The sequence below is a fragment of the Kitasatospora sp. NPDC057015 genome, from assembly GCF_042673745.1.
GTDB lineage: Bacteria > Actinomycetota > Actinomycetes > Streptomycetales > Streptomycetaceae > Kitasatospora.
Map to the genome: position 1 here is coordinate 53,992 of NZ_JBHUSG010000004.1, position 18,364 is coordinate 72,355.

Annotated in this window: 19 protein-coding genes; 8 read left to right on the forward strand and 11 right to left on the reverse strand. The window is 75.2% G+C overall.

Going from position 1 to position 18,364, the window contains the following annotated elements; all coding sequences use genetic code 11:
* Positions 1 to 455: 455 nt before the first annotated feature.
* The 4 genes from ACFTWP_RS05105 to ACFTWP_RS05120 all read right to left on the reverse strand — a co-directional run bounded on the left by ACFTWP_RS05105 (position 456) and on the right by ACFTWP_RS05120 (position 3,240).
* Positions 456 to 947 (reverse strand): NUDIX domain-containing protein, encoded by a 492-nt coding sequence (locus ACFTWP_RS05105; protein WP_380262836.1) that lies wholly within the window; start codon positions 945 to 947, stop codon positions 456 to 458.
* Positions 948 to 1,020: 73 nt separating this feature from the next.
* Positions 1,021 to 2,232: a serine hydrolase domain-containing protein gene (locus tag ACFTWP_RS05110; protein WP_380262837.1), complete on the reverse strand. Its 1,212-nt coding sequence runs from the start codon at positions 2,230 to 2,232 to the stop codon at positions 1,021 to 1,023.
* Positions 2,233 to 2,424: 192 nt separating this feature from the next.
* Complete coding sequence (locus ACFTWP_RS05115; RefSeq protein WP_380262838.1) at positions 2,425 to 2,700, reverse strand: hypothetical protein; 276 nt, start codon at positions 2,698 to 2,700, stop codon at positions 2,425 to 2,427.
* Between the two features lie 273 nt (positions 2,701 to 2,973).
* On the reverse strand, positions 2,974 to 3,240 hold the full coding sequence (locus ACFTWP_RS05120) for a UBP-type zinc finger domain-containing protein (RefSeq protein ID WP_380262840.1): 267 nt from the start codon (positions 3,238 to 3,240) through the stop codon (positions 2,974 to 2,976).
* A 269-nt stretch (positions 3,241 to 3,509) separates the two neighbouring features.
* Between ACFTWP_RS05120 and ACFTWP_RS05125 the strand changes: the two genes are divergently transcribed.
* On the forward strand, positions 3,510 to 4,271 hold the full coding sequence (locus tag ACFTWP_RS05125; RefSeq protein WP_380262842.1) for an SDR family oxidoreductase: 762 nt from the start codon (positions 3,510 to 3,512) through the stop codon (positions 4,269 to 4,271).
* Between the two features lie 149 nt (positions 4,272 to 4,420).
* On the forward strand, positions 4,421 to 6,847 hold the full coding sequence (locus ACFTWP_RS05130) for a lysylphosphatidylglycerol synthase domain-containing protein (protein ID WP_380262844.1): 2,427 nt from the start codon (positions 4,421 to 4,423) through the stop codon (positions 6,845 to 6,847).
* A 103-nt stretch (positions 6,848 to 6,950) separates the two neighbouring features.
* Here ACFTWP_RS05130 and ACFTWP_RS05135 read toward each other — a convergent pair whose 3' ends face one another.
* Positions 6,951 to 7,145, reverse strand: coding sequence for a hypothetical protein (locus tag ACFTWP_RS05135; protein WP_380262846.1), 195 nt, complete (start codon positions 7,143 to 7,145; stop codon positions 6,951 to 6,953).
* Between the two features lie 331 nt (positions 7,146 to 7,476).
* Between ACFTWP_RS05135 and ACFTWP_RS05140 the strand changes: the two genes are divergently transcribed.
* A complete protein-coding gene (locus ACFTWP_RS05140; protein ID WP_380262848.1) occupies positions 7,477 to 8,712 on the forward strand; it encodes a hypothetical protein in 1,236 nt (411 codons plus the stop codon).
* A gap of 78 nt (positions 8,713 to 8,790) precedes the next feature.
* Here ACFTWP_RS05140 and ACFTWP_RS05145 read toward each other — a convergent pair whose 3' ends face one another.
* Positions 8,791 to 8,991, reverse strand: a complete 201-nt coding sequence (locus tag ACFTWP_RS05145) for a DUF397 domain-containing protein (protein ID WP_380262850.1) — start codon at positions 8,989 to 8,991, stop codon at positions 8,791 to 8,793.
* A gap of 4 nt (positions 8,992 to 8,995) precedes the next feature.
* Positions 8,996 to 9,823 (reverse strand): DUF5753 domain-containing protein, encoded by an 828-nt coding sequence (locus ACFTWP_RS05150; RefSeq protein WP_380262852.1) that lies wholly within the window; start codon positions 9,821 to 9,823, stop codon positions 8,996 to 8,998.
* A gap of 335 nt (positions 9,824 to 10,158) precedes the next feature.
* On the opposite strand from ACFTWP_RS05150, the gene ACFTWP_RS05155 reads away from it, so the two are divergent.
* The 5 genes from ACFTWP_RS05155 (at position 10,159) to ACFTWP_RS05175 (ending at position 12,515) form a co-directional block, all read left to right on the forward strand.
* Positions 10,159 to 10,344 carry a hypothetical protein gene (locus ACFTWP_RS05155; RefSeq protein WP_380262854.1) on the forward strand — a complete coding sequence of 62 codons (186 nt, stop codon included), beginning with the start codon at positions 10,159 to 10,161 and terminating at the stop codon, positions 10,342 to 10,344.
* Complete coding sequence (locus tag ACFTWP_RS05160; RefSeq protein ID WP_380262856.1) at positions 10,331 to 10,549, forward strand: hypothetical protein; 219 nt, start codon at positions 10,331 to 10,333, stop codon at positions 10,547 to 10,549. The genes ACFTWP_RS05155 and ACFTWP_RS05160 overlap by 14 nt, the downstream gene beginning before the upstream one ends.
* A gap of 101 nt (positions 10,550 to 10,650) precedes the next feature.
* Positions 10,651 to 11,142, forward strand: coding sequence for a carboxymuconolactone decarboxylase family protein (locus tag ACFTWP_RS05165; RefSeq protein ID WP_380262858.1), 492 nt, complete (start codon positions 10,651 to 10,653; stop codon positions 11,140 to 11,142).
* A gap of 150 nt (positions 11,143 to 11,292) precedes the next feature.
* Entirely contained in the window at positions 11,293 to 11,934 is a 642-nt protein-coding gene (locus ACFTWP_RS05170; RefSeq protein ID WP_380262860.1) for a class I SAM-dependent methyltransferase, read from the forward strand.
* Positions 11,931 to 12,515, forward strand: coding sequence for a TrmH family RNA methyltransferase (locus tag ACFTWP_RS05175; RefSeq protein ID WP_380262862.1), 585 nt, complete (start codon positions 11,931 to 11,933; stop codon positions 12,513 to 12,515). The genes ACFTWP_RS05170 and ACFTWP_RS05175 overlap by 4 nt, the downstream gene beginning before the upstream one ends.
* Positions 12,516 to 12,536: 21 nt before the next feature.
* Here the strand turns inward: ACFTWP_RS05175 and ACFTWP_RS05180 are convergent, their stop codons facing one another.
* From ACFTWP_RS05180 to ACFTWP_RS05195, 4 genes are all read right to left on the reverse strand, one after another.
* Entirely contained in the window at positions 12,537 to 13,022 is a 486-nt protein-coding gene (locus ACFTWP_RS05180; protein ID WP_380262864.1) for a universal stress protein, read from the reverse strand.
* Between the two features lie 119 nt (positions 13,023 to 13,141).
* Positions 13,142 to 14,020 carry a LamG-like jellyroll fold domain-containing protein gene (locus ACFTWP_RS05185; RefSeq protein WP_380262866.1) on the reverse strand — a complete coding sequence of 293 codons (879 nt, stop codon included), beginning with the start codon at positions 14,018 to 14,020 and terminating at the stop codon, positions 13,142 to 13,144.
* A 143-nt stretch (positions 14,021 to 14,163) separates the two neighbouring features.
* On the reverse strand, positions 14,164 to 14,925 hold the full coding sequence (locus ACFTWP_RS05190; protein ID WP_380262868.1) for a leucyl/phenylalanyl-tRNA--protein transferase: 762 nt from the start codon (positions 14,923 to 14,925) through the stop codon (positions 14,164 to 14,166).
* Positions 14,926 to 14,972: 47 nt separating this feature from the next.
* The gene (locus ACFTWP_RS05195) at positions 14,973 to 18,335 is read right to left on the reverse strand and encodes an amino acid adenylation domain-containing protein (protein WP_380262870.1); all 3,363 of its coding nucleotides are present in this window, start codon (positions 18,333 to 18,335) and stop codon (positions 14,973 to 14,975) included.
* Positions 18,336 to 18,364 lie beyond the last annotated feature (29 nt).

An 18,364-nucleotide genomic window follows, 5' to 3' on the forward strand; every position in this document is an offset into this window, starting at 1 on the left:
CGCGTAGCTCGTGCCACCCGGACGCTCCCGGCCGGACGACCTCCCCCGCCGGCCGCCGGGCCGCCCGCCCGGGGCGGGGCCCGGGCGATCGGGCCGGCTCGGCGGGCGGTGCGGGGCGGGCCGGTGCGACGGGGCCGGGCTCCGGCGTCCGGTCGCGGTGCTGCGGTTCACCGGCGTGCTCCAGGTCGTGGGGGCCGACGGGCCCGACGGTCTCGGGTCCGGCCGGGAGGGGGCTCGGCCGGGGCGGGGGTCCGACCGGTACGGCCGCTCCCCCCACGCCCAACAACGCCCGCCCACCCCCGGTGGTTACGGCCGCCGGAGCCCGGGAGACCGGGGTGTCCCGGTGCGCGCCGACCGCGCCCCCGCGACCTGCGACGGGGCCACCCCGCCGGCCGCGCACGGCCGGGCCGGTGCCTTCGCCCCCGCGCCGGGGGCCCCGCCGGCGGGCGGCCCGGTCAGAACCCCGAGACCGGGCTGGTGACGATCCGCACCCGGCCGTCGGCCGCCGCCTCCAGTCCGGCCGCCAGCCGCAACGAGCGGGCCGGGCCGAGGAGTTGCAGGGCCTCGTCGACCTCTGCCCAGCGGTAGTGGTCGAGTTCGCCGGCCGGGACGGTCACCGGGGTGCCGACCGGCACCGATCCGAGGTCGAAGAGGAAGTGGATCGCGGGGTGGTCCAGTTCGGCCGAGGGGTGGGTCCAGGCGACCACCAGCAGCTCCCCGGCCGCCCGGACGATCCCGGTCTCCTCCTCCAACTCCCGTGCGGCGCAGGCGTCCGGCCCTTCACCGAGGTCGATCGTGCCGCCCGGGAACTGCCAGTGCTCGCGGTAGCCGGCCTTCACGATCAGGACCCGCCCCTCCTCGTCCCGCAGCAGGCATCCGGCGGCGGAGTACGCCCGGGGCAGCGAGGCGAGCCACTCCTCGCGCGACTTCAACTGGCCGTCCGACATGGCGACTCCTTCTGACCTGCGCGGCCACCGGGCCGGCGCGTGGGGCGTACGTGCGCCCCACTGTGCCACGGCCTCAGTACGCCTGCGGCGACCCGAAGGCGGCCGTCACGATGCCCCACACCCGCGGGAACTCCGCGCCGTCGAGGCCGGTCGGGTTGAGCGAGTAGACGAGGTGCCGGCTGAGGTCCCGGGTGGCGAAGACGCCGCTGGTGTAGCCGGGGCGGCTGCCGGTCTTGCCCCAGACCACGGTGCCGTCGGGCAGGGTGGCGCTCATCAGGCCCATGCTGAAGCAGGCGCGGCCGGCGGTCGGGCCGATCTCGCAGTTCCTGTTGTGGTCGTTGGGCACGTCGGGGACGCCGAAGAGCCGGGCCTGCTGGGCGGGCGGCAGCAGCCGGCCGCGGAACAGCGCGGTCATGAAGCGGTCGAGGTCGGCCGCGGACGAGATCATGCCGCCCTCCGCCCACGGCCACGGGCTCTGCTCGGTGACGTCCACCACGACCGCGGGGGCGTCGGCGCCGCCGGCCCCGGGGACGGTCAGGAGGCCGCGGGCCGACGCGCCGGGCAGGGTGGTGTCGTCGGCGGCGGGGACGTAGGTGTCGCGCAGGCCGAGCGGCCGGGCGATCCGGGTCTGCACCTCCTGGGCGAAGCTGCGGCCGGTGACCTTCTCGACCAGCATCCCGGCGACGAAGGTGTTGATCCCGTTGTACTGCTGGGCGCTGCCCGGGGCGAAGGCCATCGGGCGGGTGACGGCGGCGGCCACCACCTCGGCGGGCGTCCAGCCGTCGGTGCGGTGGTCGGCGAACCACTGCGCGCTGCCGTCACCGGAGGTGAGGCCGGAGCCGCCCGGCAGTCCGCTGGTGTGGTCGAGCAGATGGCCGACCGCGACGGCCGGGTAGTCGGCGGGCAGCAGGCCGGGGAGGTAGCGCTGGACGGGCGCGTCGAGGTCGACCCGGCGCTCGGCGGCGAGTTGCAGGACGACGGTGGCGGTGAAGACCTTCGAGATGCTGCCGATCCGGAACCGCCCGTCGGCGTCGACGCCCGCTCCCGCCACCGCCGACCACGGCCGGCCGGGGCCGGTGACCCGGACCAGCGCACCGGTGACCTGCGCGTCCGGCAGGCCGGCGACGGCCCGGGCGAGTGCGGCCCGGTCCAGCCGGCCGGCCGGGTCGGCCACGCCGGTGGCGGCGAGCGCCGGGGTGCCCGCACCGGCCGCGACGGCGGCCGCGAGCAGGGCGCCGGTGACGGCCAGGGATGTCCAACGGGCTTGGCGGGTCGGCGTTTTCACGGGGTCTGCTCCAGAGGTCCGGATGCGGTTGCTGCCGCCGACCAGCCTGCTGGATCATCGCTGCCGGGCCATCCGGGACGAACCCCGAGCCGCCCCGGATCCCGCTGGGGGATGCCCCCGAGGCGCGGTTGAGCACGCGTCAGGGGCGGGAGCGCGGCCTGTGCGGCGCCGCGGCCCCCGCCCCCGGCCGGCTCAGTGCGCGGAGTGCTTCTCGGCGCCGCGGTGGCGGTGGCCCTTCAGTTCCGCGTGCATCGCGGGGGCGGACTGCATCGACATGGCGGAGCCCTCACGCCCGCCGTGCCGGAAGGCGGCGTCGCCGAAGGACGTCCGGCCTCCTCCGGCCGGTGGTGCCTTGGTGAGCGGCGCCGGGCCGAGTGGCCGGGGGGTCGCCGCCATCCCTCGGCGTTCCAGCAGTTCCTGGGTGCCGCGTTGGAGCTTGCTCATCCGGGCCGACGATTGCTTGGTCATCGTTGACCTCCCTTCGGCGGCGCTCGCGGCGCGGTTGCGGGGCGAGGGGGCCGCACGGGCTGTATGTCCGGATTTTAACCGCTATACACATTTTGCCCAGTCGAAAACCAGTCGGCGGGACCCGCCCCGCTCGCTCCGCCCACCCGCTCCGGGCCGCCCGATGCGCGCGCCGACCTAGGGGCGGGCCCGCGGTGGCGCGGCACGCGGAGGCGGCCCGGCACCCGACCGGGCGAACCGCGGCCGGGGCCCCGTCCGCCGGGCCCGGCCGGGCACTCAGCCCATCGCCTCGTGCACGTAGCACCAGCGCCACTCCTCGCCCGGCTCGTACGAGCGGATCACCGGGTGGGAGGTGTTGTGGAAGTGCGCACTGGCGTGCCGCTGCGGCGAGTTGTCGCAGCAGCCGATGTGCCCGCAGTCGAGACAGAGCCGAAGGTGCACCCAGTCCCGGCTGCCGGCGGCCAGGCAGTCGGCGCATCCGTCCGTGGGAGGCTGCGCCACGATGTCCCGGGGGGCTGCCGCAAGGTCTTCACAGGCGCTCATGTAGGCAGGGTAGTGACGCCCCGGTCGGGCGGCCGGGAACCACACCGCACGGGCCGGGAACCCGCCCGCGGGGCCGACCGCCGGCGGCCGGCCGGTGCTCCGCCGCCCGGGCGGCCGCTCCCGCGTCCGGCGGAGCCTGGTCCTGGCGTACCCAGGAAAACCACGGCCCTGGGCAGCCGCCGCGCCCCGGTCGAGAGTGGGTCCACCAGCACGAGGGGCGGCCGTACCGAGCCCCTCGGCGACCCCACCGAGCATCCCTGGAGCACGACATGACCTACCCCGCCCTCGCCGGACGCACCGCCGTCGTCACCGGAGCCGCCAGCGGCATGGGCGAGGCCACCGCCCGCCTGCTCGCCGCGAGCGGCGTCCGGGTCGCCCTGCTCGCCCGCCGGGCCGAACGGCTGGAGGGCCTCGCCGCGAAGATCGTCGCGGACGGCGGCCAGGCGCTCGCCGTCCCCACCGACGTCACCGACCAGGCGTCGGTGGACGCCGCCGCGGCCCGGGTCCGGGGCGCCTACGGCACGGTCGACCTGGTGGTCAACAACGCCGGCGTGATGCTGCCGAACCCGCTGGACCACGGCCGGATCGACGAGTGGACCCGGATGATCGACACCAACCTGACCGGCGCCCTGCGGGTGACCCGCGCGTTCACCGCCGATCTCCTCGCCGCGGCCGCCGAGGGCCGCACCGCCGACCTGGTGAACGTCTCCTCGATCGCCTCGCACGTCACCTTCCCCGACTACGCGGTCTACTCGGCCACCAAGGCGGCCCTCACCCAGCTCTCCGCCGCACTGCGCAGCGAGCTGGGCCCGCGCGCCGTCCGGGTCAGCACCGTCGAGCCCGGGCTGACCGCGACCGAGCTGGGGGACCACATCGACAACCCGGAGCTCAGCGAGCAGCTGGGCGGCATGTTCGCGGCCATCCCGGCCCTCGGCGCCGAGGACGTCGCCGACCTGATCGGCTACACCGTCAGCCGGCGCCGCGAGGTGAACCTGCGGCAGCTGATCGTCCTGCCCACCGGCCAGGCCTGACCGGCGGCGGCCGCCGCCCGGCCCGCGCCCGCCCGCCCGGCGGCGCCGTACGGTCCGCCCGCACCCGCCGGGCGGACCCGGGGCCCGGCCGGACCGGGCCCGCCCCTCCCCCGGCGCGGCCCGGCATGGGAGCATGCCGCGTGGCCACGGTGACAGATCGACAGGACAGCGGCACGGGCACCGACCGTCCCGCCCGACCGCCCGCCGGCGCGCCCTCCTTCCGGCCGACCGGCAGTGCCGAGCGGGTGCGGCAGCCGGCCGCGCTGATCCGGCTGCTGCTCGGCCTGGCCGCGATCTGTCTGACCCTGCTGCTCGCCGAGTACGCCCAGGCCACCGCCATCGGGATGGACACGGACATCGCCCAGGGGGTCGGCCTGCTGCCCCGCGCGGTGGCCCGGATCGCCGGCGCGCTCTCCACCGCGGCCCTGCTGCTCGTCCCCGCCGTGTCCGGCGCCCGGCTGCTGCTCGGCCGCGACCGCCGGCGCGGGCGCCAGCAGGTCGCGGACGGCCTGCTGGCCGCCACGGTGGCGTACGGCCTCTGCGTCGCCCTCGACCTGTGGGTCGACGGCGCGGCGCCCGCCTCGCTGCTGGACGCCCTCACCCACCCGCTGCCCGACGGCGCCGGCCACACCGAGCCGGTGTACGGCTACCTGGCGCCGGTGCTGGCCTTCCTCATCGCGTCGGGCGCCCGCGACCGCCACCGGCCCCGGGTCGCCTTCGCCCTGTCCGGGGTGGCCGGCCTGCTCACGGGGTACGCCGGCCCGCTCGCCCTGGTGCTGGGGCTGCTGATCGGTGCCACGGTGGCGCACGGCACGCTGTACGCCGTCGGGGTCCCCGACCCCCGCCCCCGGCCGGCCGCGCTGGCGCTCAGCCTGCGCCAGGTCGGCCTGCGCCCGCGCACCATCACCCCGTCGGGGCCGGACCGCTACCTGGTCGGGCAGGACGACGGCCGCCCCGACCTGGACGTGCTGCTGCTGGACCGGCAGGCCCTGGTCGCCGCGCTCTTCCAGCGGGTCTGGCGCCGGCTGCGGCTGCGGACCGCCCCGCACCCCCGGGTCCTGCGCTCACTGCGCACCGGCCTGGAGCACGAGGCGCTGGTCTCGTACGCCGCCGTGGCCGCCGGGGTCCGCACCCGCAGGGTCGTCGCCAGCGCCGAGCTCGGCCCGGACGCGGCGCTGGTCGCGTACGAGCACGTGCCCGGCCGGACCCTGGACCTGCTCGCCGACCAGGAGGTGACCGACGAACTGCTGGCGGACACCTGGGCCCAGTTCAAGCTGCTGCAGACCCGGCAGATCTCGCACCGGGCGCTCGTCCCGGGCGCCGTGCTGGTCGCCGAGTGCGGCGCGGTGCACCTGGTCGACCTCGCGGACGGCGACATCGCGGCGAGCGAGCTGGTGCTGCGGGCGGACACCGCCCAGTTGCTCACCACCCTCGCCCTGCGCGCCGGGGCCGAGCGGGCGGTGCGCTCCGCCGTCGCGGTGCTCGGACCGGTCGCGGTCGGCGCGGCCCTGCCGCTGCTCCAGCCGATAGCGCTGGCCCGCCAGACCCGGGCCGACCTCAGGCAGCAACCCGAGGTGTTGGAGGCGATCCGGGCCGAGGTGCTGCGCACCCGCCCCCAGGCCGCGGTCGGCGCGGTGCGGCTGGAGCGGCTCCGGCCGCGCACGCTGCTCGCCGTGGTCGGCGGCGTGGTGGCGGGCTGCCTGCTGCTGCCGCAGTTCTTCACCACCGACCACAACCCGATCGCCACCCTGGCCGGCGCCGACCCGGGCTGGATGGCCCTGGCCGTGCTCACCGCCGCCGCCAGCCACGTCGCCGCCACCGTCGGCTTCGTCGGCTTCGTGCCCGAGCGGGTGAACCTCTGGCACGCCCTGCTGGCCCAGGTGGCCGGATGCTTCGTGAAGATCGTCTCGCCCGGCGGGGTCGGCGGGATCGCCCTGAACACCCGCTTCCTGCAACGCTCGGGCGTCCCGACTCCGCAGGCGCTGTCCAGCGTGGGCGTGGGCCAGCTGATCGGCCTGACCCTGCACCTGCTCCAGCTCGGCGCCTTCGTCTACCTGCTGGGCACCGATCCCGGCTCCGAGCTGGACGCGCTGCCGACCCTGGTCGGCGGACTGGCCGGCGCCGCCGTGCTGCTCTCCCTGGTCGCGGCCGTCCCGCCGGCCCGGCGCTGGCTCGCCGCCCGGCTGCGTCCGCTCACCTCCGAGGTGCTGCCGCGGCTGCTCGACCTGCTGCGCAGCCCGGCCCGGCTGACCGCCGGTGTCACCGGGCAGCTGCTGGTGTCGCTCTGCCTCGTGGCCTGCCTGTACTGCTGCGCGCAGGCCGTCGGCAGCCGGCCGGGCTTCGCCTCGGTCGCGGTGGTGCTGCTGGTCGGCAACGCCGTGGGCAGCGCCGCGCCGACCCCGGGGGGCGCCGGCTGGATCGAGCTGACGCTGCCCCGGATGCTGGTGGTGACCGCCGCCATGGACGACGGCTCCGCGGTGGCCGCCGTGGTGCTCTACCGCCTGCTGACCTTCCTGCTGCCCGTCCTGCCGGGCTGGGCGGCCTTCGCCTGGCTCCAGCGCCGCAAGGCGCTCTGAGCACGGGGCGGCAGGGCGCCCGGAGTGCCGGTCCGGCGCTGCCGGGCGATGCGGTGGCGGGCGATGCGGTGGCGGGCGCTGCGGTGGCGGGCAGCGCTCCGGGTCAGCGGTACTCGTCCTCGTCCAGCTTGACCACCCGGGCCTGCTCCGCCGCGTCGGCGACGTCCGTGGCGGGATCGGCGCCGAGCGCCCGCCGCTCCACCAGCTCGTCGTACTCGTCGGCCTCGGGATCGTCCTCCTCCGGCTCGGCGACCTCGGCGGCGACCTCGTCCACGTAGTCCTCGGGATTCTGCGGCATGGCGTCGTCCTCGCTGCTCGGAGCCCCACCCGGACCCTGCCGGGTCCTGCCTGAAGGGGCCCTTGAAGTATCCGTCCGCAGCGCACCGGACGCGACGCCTCGCCCGGGCGTGGGCGTGTTGCGAAGGCCCGTACGGAGGGCTCGCCGGGACGGGTCGGCGGGCGCCGGTGAGCGGCGAAAAAGTTTTTCGGATCCACCTGCAACCCCCCGGGGGGATGCACGTCTATCAGGGTGAGGGCCAGCGAGACGGACCGGCGAACACAGCCGGGGGCAGGCCGGCCGCCTCGCCGAGTCAAAACACCCACGACCACTTCCCAGGGGGATCTGCATCATGAACACGTCCGTTATCAACCGTTTTGCGAAGATCGTCACCGCCGGCTCCGCCAAGGGCCGCTCCCGCCGCCTGGCCCTCACCCTGCCGCTCGCCGCCGTCATCGCCGTCGGCTGCACCCCCGACGACTCCACCACCGCCGCACCGAGCGCCGCCCCCACCCTGAGCGCCCCGGCGACCACCACCCCCGCCGCCACGCCGTCGGCGACCGCGACCCCGTTCGCCACCGCGGCGGCGACCGAGACCCCGGCCACCGCGCCGAGCACCACTGCCCCGGCAGCCCCTGCGACGGCGGCCGCCGCCAAGACCCCCGCCGCCAAGCCCACGAGCGTGGTCAAGCCCGGCGGCGGCATCGAGATCCGCTTCGACGGCCTGAACGCCGGCCAGCGGATCGAGGCCGGCGGCGGCACCGTCTCCTTCTCCGTCACCTGGACCAACACCGGCACCACGCGCTACGACACGGTCGTCCCCGTCGTCTCCTCCCGGCAGTACGACGGCGCGCACTGCGCCAGGACCCTGGCGATGGCCGACGGCACCGTCGAGCGCAAGGACGGCAACGCCTGGCACGGGTTCCCGCTCAGCCAGGGCGGCGGCATGGACTACGCCACCACCGGCAAGGCGGCCGCCTTCCCGCTCGCCTCCGGCGCCAGCCGCACCATCCGGTACCGCATCCACCTGACCGCCGACAACGGCCCGGGCACCCTGTCCGTCGAGGCCGCCTCGTACGGGAGCACCACCACGTTCAACGAGATCGGCAAGAAGAAGGTCGTCGACACCAAGGTCGTGGACAGCCACCTCCCCGCGGTCACCGTGACCGGCGGCCCCGGCGCCGTGGTGGTCGGCCAGCAGGGCACCCGGTACACCGTGAAGGTCACCAACCCCACCGGGAGCGCCTTCCGTTCGGCGGCCCCGGCGCTCAGGCTGCAGACCATGACGGCCCCGGGCTCCGGCGACTCCACCCAGCACGTCGTCTCGCCCGACGACCTCTTCGTGATGGTCCAGGACCACGGCCAGTGGCGCGCGCTCAAGGCCGACTACGACTGCGACGGGTACCTCGCCGTCGACACCGCCTCCCTGCAGCGTGCCCTGCCCGCCGGCGCCACCGCCGAGTACACCTTCCGGGTCGGCGTCGACAAGGGCTGGATGGGCGGCGACAAGCTCCCCGTCCAGATCGGCGCCACCGCCGACGGCCACACCGCCCCCACCGTGAAGGTCACCCCGTCCGTCACCGGCTGACCGCCTCCGGAACACGACGGCGCGGGCCGGCCCCCGGAATTCCGGGGAGCCGACCCGCGCCGACGCGTGCGTCCGGATTCAGGGAGCGTCGAACTCCCCGTCGGCGACGGCCCGCACGAACGCGCTCCAGGCGTCGGGCGAGAAGCGGAGCCGGGGGCCTTCGGGGTCCTTGGAGTCACGGACGGCGCCGGGGCGTGCGTCGTCCACCTCGATGCAGGTCCCACCGTCGTTGTTGCTGTAACTGCTCTTCCGCCACTGCTCGTTCTCGTCGGATCGCATGGCGTCAGCACTCCTCCATCACGGTTCTGATCATCGCCGAGGAGTCCCGGGGCGAGAGAGCCTTAGCCCTGAGCAGATCGTAGGACTCCCGACGCGCGGCGACGCCTTCCGGGTCTTCGATGATCACACCCGAGTGGCTCCCCTCCACCCAGGCGATCAGCGGATTCCCGGGCACCGTGTAGAGCGTGAGCGAGCCACCCATCTCCGCGTGCTCACCAGCCCCGAATGGCAACACCTGCAGGGTGACGTGCGAGCGCCGATCATCCAGCAGTGCCGCCAACTGCGCACGCATCACTTCCGACCCGCCCACCGGGCGACGCAGGACCGCCTCGTCGAGGATGAACCAGCAGCGCGGAGCAGGAGCCGAATCGAGCCGCTTCTGCCGGTCGAGGCGAGCACTGAGCATGCCGTCGATCTCCTGCGCGGACGCATGTGGATGTCCGGCCTCAAGGGATCTCCGGGCCAGTCCGGGCGTCTGGAGAAGCCCTGGGATCGTGGCGCTGGTGTACTCCTCGATGATGCCGGCCCGACCCTCAAGGTCCATGGCCCGCCGATACTTGCCGGGGAACTTCTCCCTCTTCGCCAGCTCGTACAACCGCCCGAACGTGCCGTCCGTACCGAATGCCGCGTCCAGGGCCTGGGACAGCCGGGCGCACGGCATGGACGCCGCACGCTCCACCCGGGCCAGATGGCTCTTCGAGAATCCGTCCAGCACATTGGTCAGCTGATCGAGCGACATGTCACCGGCGCGCTTGCGGTGAGCGCGCATCTCCCACCCGTACAGATCGCGGTTCGAACGGGTGGGGTGCAACTCATTGGGCCGGAACACCATCGGCGCACTCCTTCGTGTGCCAGCTTCCAACGTGAGACATACCGTGCCTTCCCAGCGTAGCGCCGGAGCGCGACGATCGGACTACGGAAAGTAAGGGCAGCCGAGCCCAAGACCTCCATGGAGAAACGATCGTGACGATCCCTCAGCCCGAAGACCAGAAGGCCCACGCACCAGCCGCCGGCGACCGGAACCTGCCCGCCTGCCGCTGCCCCGCGAACTGCGGCGGGCGACCGGAGGCGGAGCTCACGCTGGCGAGCCCGTACCCGGCCGCGCCGGCCGGGGGTGGACGGGTCGAGCCGCCCGAGCGCCCACACCGCCCCTCCAGGTCGGGGGAGTTGGTCCTGGACACGCTGAACGGGCGGACCGGCGTGTTTATGGACCGGGTCGGCACCGTGGTCTTCCTCCGGCCGGCCGGCGGCGGGGTGGAGTGGGACGTGGACGGCCGGTGGCTGGACCGGGTGCCACCGTTCGCGACGCCGCCCGCGGACGACGTGCGTGTTGCGCGCGATGCGGGCCGTTGAACGGGCGCACGCCATCGCCGCCCGGCTGGCCACCGGCGTCGGCACCGACGTGCGGCTCACCAGGACGCCCGCCGGCTACCTGCTGACCGCCCCGGTGCCCGACGATCCCGGGCGGCAGCTGGCGGCGCTGCCCGCGCTCGGTCTCGCCGACAGGTTCGGGCACTCCAGCCGGGACGGTCTGGTCTGGTGCGCGGTGGACGCCTGAGCCGCTGCGCCGGGGCAGCCGTCACAACGACGAATTGACCCTTGAATCAGGACGTGGAATGCACCATGAACAGGGTGCATTCCACTCCTAGAGTTGTCCCCATGACGATCACCGAGAACACCGCGACCGCCAGCACCACGCCCCCCGCCCCCGCCGCCCGCGTCAACTACGCGAAGGCCGCCCCGAAGGCCTTCCGGGCGCTGCTCGCCCTGGACGCCGCCGCCCGGGAGGGCCTGGACCCGGCGCTGGTGGAGCTGGTGCAGATCCGCTCCTCGCTGCTGAACAACTGCGCGTACTGCCTGGACATGCACATCAAGGACGCCCGCAAGGCCGGCGAGCGCGAGGAGCGGCTCTACCTGCTGTCGGTCTGGCGGGAGGCGCCGGCCGGCGTGTACAGCGCGAAGGAGCAGGCGGCGCTGGCCCTCACCGAGGCCGTCACCCGGATCGGCGACGGCGTGCCGGACGCCGTCTACGACCGGGCGGCCGAGCAGTTCGAGGAGGCGGAGCTGGCCCAACTGCTCTCGCTGATCTTCACCATCAACACCTGGAACCGGATCGCCGTCAGCACCAGGAAGGTGCCCGGCATCGGCTGATCGGCGCCCGTCGGGATGGGGCCTGACCTGCACGGATCCGGGTGGTGGCGGGTGAAGGGTTACGATCAGGGCCGAACAAGCAGGGCCGGCCCGCGCCCACCCGGTGGCCCCAGGCCCTTACGACGGCCCTTACGACCCGACGGGGAAATCATGTCCGGCTCGCACTACTTCACCGGTGCACCCGACGTCGCCAGCGAGCGGCGTCCGATCACCGTGACCCTGCCTGACATCACCCTGGAGCTCACCACCGACACCGGGGTCTTCTCCCGGAGCCGGCTGGACCCGGGCACCCGGATCCTGCTGGAGCACGCGCCGCCGCCCCGGGTGAAGGGGCCGATCCTGGACATGGGCTGCGGGTACGGGCCGATCGCGCTGACCTGGGCCTCGCGCCGCAAGCGGTCCGCCGTCTGGGCCGTCGACATCAACACCCGGGCGCTCGACCTGGTCACCGACAACGCGAAGGCGCTGGGGCTGAACAACGTCCAGGCGGTGCTGCCGGACGACGTGCCGGAGGACCTGCGGTTCACGGCGATCTACTCCAACCCGCCGATCCGGATCGGCAAGGGCGCTCTGCACCGCCTGCTGCACCGGTGGCTGCCGCGGCTGACGCCGGACGGCTCGGCCTTCCTCGTCGTGCAGCGCAACCTGGGTTCGGACTCGCTGCAGAAGTGGCTGAACACCGAGGGCTACCCGACCACGCGGGTCACCTCGGTCAACGGATTCCGGATTCTTGAAGCGCGGCCCCGCCCCGAGGCGGCCGGCACCGACACTGGACGAGGTACGACGTCGTGAAGCAGCTCCGCGGGACCGACCTGAAGCGCCTGCACCGCCAGTGGCGGCGCAGCAACGAGTTCAGGCTGGCGATCATCCTGGAGAACCTCCAGTCGCCCTTCAACGTGGGTTCGATCGTCCGCACGGCGTCCGCGATGGGCGCCGAGAAGCTGTACCTGACCGGCGACACCCCCTCGGTGCGCTCGGCCGGTGCGCAGAAGGCCGCGATGGGCACCGACCGGTACCTGAAGGCCGAGCACTTCGAGACGGTCGCCGAGGCCGTCGCGGCCGCCAAGGCCGACGGGTTCCTGGTGGTCGGCCTCGAACTGGCCGACGAGGCCGTCCCGTTGTTCGCGGCGAAGCTCACCCCGGCGACCGCGTTCGTGGTCGGCCACGAGGACCGCGGCGTCACCGCCGAGGCCCTGGCGCTCTGCGACACCGTCGCCTTCGTCCCGCAGCTGGGCCGGGTCGGCTCGCTCAACGTCTCCTCGGCGACCTCCGTCGCCTGCTACGAGGCCCGCCGGCAGGGCTACGCGATCAGCGGCACGCCGGACGGCAGCGACGCCGGCGAGTTCGACCTGGAGCTCGACGAGACCGAGTGAGGTCCGCCGGTCGGCGGCCGGTCACGGCACCACGGTGACCGGCCAGCGCCCGGCCTTGACCAGCCGGACCGCCACCGATCCGACGATCCGGTGCCCGGCCTGCTCGGAGGCCCCGACCACCACCGCGTCCGCCTTCAAGCGGTCGGCCGCCTGCACCAGCCCCTGGTACGGGTCGCCCCGGAAGGTGTGGAACTGCCAGCGGACCTCGAAGACCCCGCGCAGCCGCTCCGCCGCCGCCCGGATCTCGCGCACCAGCTCGTCCGCGACCTCCTCGGTGGTCTCGTTCACGGCGGCGCCCAGTGCCGCCGCGCCGACGTACACCGGCTGGACGTAGACGACGGCCAGCAGCGCGTTCTGCCGCCGGGCCAGCCCGGCGGCGTACGCGGCGGCGCGGGCGGCGGCCTCGGAGCCGTCCATCCCGACCACGATCACCTTGGGCCCGTCGGTGCCCCGCTCGAAGCCCCCGCCCGTCTGCTCAGGCCGCTCGGTCCGGCTCTCGTCGCTCACTCTCCGAGGCTAACCCCGTGCCCCGGCCGGGGGCTCGCCCCGGACCCGGCCCCGGCCCCTGGCGGCGCGGAACGGCCCGCGGGCCCACCGGTGCATGAGCCGCTCGGTGCACCGGCCGCTCAGTCGACCAGCCAGGAGCCGATCGGCCGGGCGCCGGCCGCGCCGGGGGCGCCGGCGCTCAGGGCCGCCACCCCGGCCGCGTCCAGCGCCCGGTCCCAGACCCGGACGCGGCCGACCGCGCCCGACCAGTGGCCGCCCCAGCCGTCCGGCTGCCGGCTCCGGCCGAACTGCAACGGTCCCTCGGCGGGCCGGATCCCGGGGACGGCCGCGGCGGCGGCCGGTACGCCGTCCAGGTACAGCGCGATGGTGCTCCGCTCGGCGTCGTAGGTGGCGGTGAGCAGGACCCAGACGGCCACCGTGCCGGCGCCGTCCGCAACGACCTGGACGGTGTCGCCCCCGTCGGCCCCGCCAGCTGCCGGCCCGGCCGTGCGCACCCGGAACGACCAGGCCGGACGGCCGTTCGGCTCGGCGCGGCCCAGCTCGAAGGAGGAGTACGGGCCGTCGCCCTCGCTGATCACCGCCCGGGAGCCGCTCGGGGCGTCGTTGTAGACCCAGGCCGTGAGGGTGAAGCTCCGGCCGACGTCGACCACCCGGTCCACCGAGCTGCCGTAGGAGTCGGGGCCGCCGGTCAGCCTGAGGACGTGCCCGTCCGGCACCTCCTCCACCCGGGCGGCCGGGGCGAGGGCGACGGAAGCCCGCCCGGAGCGGTCGGCGAGCAGGGCCGGCGACTCCTCGGCGGGCCCGGGGCCGGGCCGCTCCGGCGCGGCCTCGACGCCGGGCCGGTGGCCCGGGCCGCCGACGGCCAGCAGGCCCGCACCGGCGGCGAGCAGGCACCCTCCGAGGACGATCCCGCCCGCCCGCAGCCGGCGGCGACGGCGCAGCGCCGCCTCGTGGCGGTCGGCGAGCTCCGCCCAGTCCGGTTCCGTACCGTCGCTCATGTCGCGGATGCTAGCCATCGTCGCTGCTCAGAGCCCTGATGGAGGGGCGCGAAACCCGGGCCCCACGGCGCACGCGACACCCCCGCTCCCCTTCGCGCTCCCACCGCCCCGGCCGCCCGCAGGTGATCCGGTACGGGGGCCGTTCACTGCGGGGTCGGCCCCGGCTCACCCGCCGCCGGACGCAGACCGGCCACCGGGCGGGCCTCCCGGGTGGAGCCCAGCAGCTCCAGGTACTCGGTGCGGGGCATCGGCGCGCCGCCGAGGCTGCGCACCGCCGGACTGTCCCACTGGGCGTCCAGCAGCAGCCCGCCGGCCTCGGCGAACCGGGCGCCCAGATCGGCGATCGCGACCCTGGCCGCACCCGGGCGGCGGTGGAACATCGAGTCCAGGCTGAGCACCGGCCCGACCCGCACCCCGAAGGCCCCGCCGACCAGCTCACCGTCCTCCCACACCTCGACGCTGTGCGCGCGTCCCGCCCGGTGCAGCTCGCCCAGGGCCGCCGTCAGCGGGTCGGTGAGCCAGCGCGGGACGCGGCCGGCCCGGCACTCCTCGACCACCCGCGCGAAGGCCAGGTCCACACTGGTCGACCAGTCCAGCCGGGTGCGCAGGGTGCGGGCGAGCCGCCGCCCCACCCGGGCCGCGGCGGGGGCGATCACCGGGCGCGGGTCCGGGGACCACCAGGCCACCTCGTAGGGCACCTCGTCGGTGCCGGTGCCGGCACCGATCACCGGGATCTCGCCGGCGGCGACCAGGTCCTCGAAGCGGGCCTCACTGAGGTACCGCGTGTACTCGTCCTCGGCGGGCATCGGGTAGGCGCCGGCCCGGTAGCCCGCCAGGAGGCCCTCCGGGCTCAGGTCCGCGCAGAACGCCGCCGGGGCGTCGACGAGCGCCGCGCGAACGTCCACCGAGCTCCACGACCCGTACACCGCGACCACCGATCCGACCTCCGCGCTCAGTCCCCCGGCCCCGGCGGCTCCAGGAAGCCGACGGCCAGCAGGTCGTCCAGGTAGAGGTCCAGCAGCTCGGCGTCCACCGGCGGGAACTCGATCCCGCTGCCGCGCAGCGCTCGTTCGGCCCGGGTCCGGGAGAACAGCGGCAGGGTCGGCCGGAAGTACATCTCGCTGATCGACAGGTCGGCGCCGCTGCAACGGTCCACGAACAGCGGGACGAACGCTGTCATGGGGTGCGTCGGATGCCCGGCCGCGAACCGCACCAGCCGGTGCACCCAGGCCCGGTACGGGAGCTGCTCGACCGGGTAGCCGCGGGCCCGCAGCCGGTCGGCCAGTTCGGCGAGCAGCGCGTGCCGCGGGTTGGTGAGGTGGTAGACCTCCCCGGCGGCCGGCACCCGCCCGGCGATGTGGGCCACCGCCTCGGCGAAGCGGTCGGCCGGGACGAAGTCCAGCCACAGCTCGACGTCGGGGCAGACCCCGCTCTCCGCGATGAACTTGATCATCGCGCAGACCTCCGTGCCGGTGTTCATCGCGCCGGTGGCCAGATCCCCGGTGACGTCGTCGGCCCGGTGGACCGCCACCGGCAGGCCGGCCGCCGCCGCGTTGTGCAGCAGCGCCTCGGCCACCCACTTGCTCTCCACGTACCCGACCGACAGCAGGTCGGGATGGCCGAGCGGGGTGTCCTCGGTGACCAGCGGCACCCCGGCCGGCCCGAAGCCCGCCATGACGGCCATGCTGGACACGTAGTGCACCGGGATCGCCCGCGCGTGGCCGGCCAGCCGCAGCACCTCCCGGGTGCCGCCGACGTTCGCCGCCCGCAGGTCCTGGTACGGGTAGATGAAGTTGACCTGCCCGCCGCAGTGGTGGATCACGTCGACCCGCGCGGCCAGCTCCTCGAACCGCTCCCGGGTCAGGCCCAGCATCGGCTCGGTGAGGTCCCCGACCAGCGGGACCACCCGGTCGGTGGCCGGCTCCCGCCGCAGGAACCGGCGCTGCGCGGCCCGGATCCGCTCCAGGCCCCGCTCCTCGTCCGGCGCGCGGACCAGGCAGTGGATCCGGGCGCCGGTGGTCGCCAGCAGGGTGTTCAGCAGGTGCGCGCCGCAGAACCCGGTGGCACCGGTGAGCAGGATCTCGGCCGGCTCCCGCCAGCGCGGGGCGGGCCCGTCCCCCTGCCGGACCGGGACGCCCAACGCGGCCTCGGCGACGAAGTCCACCGGCTGCGAGGCCTCCCCGGGGGTGCCCGTCCGGGCCGACCTGGTCACCTCGGCGAAGGCCCGCAGGGTCGGGTGGTGCAGCAGCGACCTGGTCAGGAAGCGGATCTGGGTGACGCCGATCCCGAACAGGATCCGGGCCCGGGCCAGCATCTCCATGGCGATCAGCGAGTTGCCGCCGAGGGCGAAGAAGTCGTCGTCGGGGCCGACCTGCTCGACGCCCAGCAGCTCGGACCAGAGGTGCGCCAGCCCGGCCTCCACCGCCGTGCCGCTGCCGCCGCGGGCCGGCTCGGGGCGCGCCGGGCGCACCAGCTCCTTGCCGTCGTCCTCGGTCGGGATCCGGTCGACGTGCACGAACGCGGCCGGGACCATGTGCTCGGGCAGCCGCGCGGACAGGTAGGCCCGCACCCCGCGGTGGAAGGTGTCCGCCCGGGCCGGGCTGTGCAGCGTGAAGTACGCGGTCAGGACCCGCCCGCCCTCGGGACGGCCGGTCGCGACCACCCGGGCCCGGCCGACCGCGGGGTGGGCGGCGAGCGCCGACTCGACCTCGCCCGGGTCCACCCGGAAGCCCAGCACCTTCACCTGCTGGTCGGTCCGGCCGAACAGCTCCAGCCGCCCGTCCGGCCGCCGGCGCCCGGTGTCGCCGGTCCGGTACATCCGGGCGCCCGGCTCCGGCGCGAACGGGTCGGGCAGGAAGAGCTCCGCGGTCAGCTCGGGCCGGCGCCAGTAGCCGCGCGCCAGCACCCGGCCGCCGATGAACACCTCGCCCTGCTCACCGTCCGCCACCGGACGCAACCCCTCGTCCAGCACGTACACCCGGCTGCCGGGCAGCGGCGTCCCGATCGGGACGGGCGCCGGCTCCGGGGCGAGCAGGTCGTCGGTGATCTCGCACAGGGTGGAGGTGATCACCGTCTCGGTCAGGCCGTACGCGTTGACCAGCCGGGTGCCGGGCAGCAGCCGCAGCGAGGTGCGGCAGTCGTCGGACCGCAGGCTGTCCCCGCCCACCACCAGCAGCCGCAGGCCGCTCGCCCGCGGGCCCCCGTGCTCGGCCATCCGCAGGAACTGGTGCCAGTACGCGGGCGTCAGGTCGGCCACCGTCACCCCGAGCTCCGGCAGCCGGGCCAGCAGCTCGGTCGGGGCCCAGGTCCGGCGTCCGCCGAGCACCAGGGTGGCGCCGCTGATGAGCGGGGTGAAGATCTGCTCGACCGAGGTGTCGAAGCCCAGCGCGGCGAGCTGCAGGACCCTGTCCGCCGCGGTCAGCCGGTACGCCGCGGCGGCCCTGGCCAGCGACAGGGCGAGCGGACCGTGACCGACCAGGACGCCCTTGGGCGAGCCGGTGGTGCCGGAGGTGTACATCAGGTAGGCGAGGTCGCCCGGCGCGCTGACGTCCACCGGGCCGGGCCCGGCCGCCGGCACCAGGTGCTCCTCCGCGAACAGGGGCGAGACGCTGCAGGTCCGGAACCGCAGGACCTGCTCGGCGCTGGTCACCACGAAGCGGGCGCGCGCGTCCTCGACGAGCTGGCGCAGCCGGCGGTCCGGGTGCGCCGGGTCGAGCGACAGGAAGGCGCCGCCGGCCTTGAGGACCGCGAGCAGCGCCCCCACCATGGCGACGCCGCGCTCCAGGCAGACCGGCACCACCGTCCCGGCCCGCACGCCCAGCTCGCGCAGCCGCAGGGCCAGCCGATCACTGCGGGAGTCCAGCTCGCCGTAGCCGATCTCGCCGTCCTCGGCGATCACCGCGACGGCGTCCGGGTCCCGGGCGGCCCTGCGCCGGAACAGCTCGGGCACGCCGAGCGGAGGGCGTCCGCCGTCGCCCGGCGGCGGGCCGGGGCGGCGGGCCCCGTTCAGCGCCGCGAGCGGTGCGAACTCGGCCACCGCCCAGGAGTCGGCCGCCCTGGCGTCGGTGGAGCGGGCTCCGGGCGCCAGCGAGTCCGCCCACCGGCCCCGCACCTCGGAGCGGCAGGCGGCGACCGGGGCGGGCCCGTACACACTGCGCCAACCGGCCGGTACCGCTAGGTGGCCGGGCCACAGGGCGTACTGCCCGCTCCCGCCGAGCAGGACGGTACTCAGCCCGGAATTCCGCGCCCGGGAAATATCAGACGTGTCCACTGGCCCAGACCTCGAAATGCATACGAGGGAATACTGACAGTACATGGCCCGCCGTCAGCGGCGGCCCACTCCTC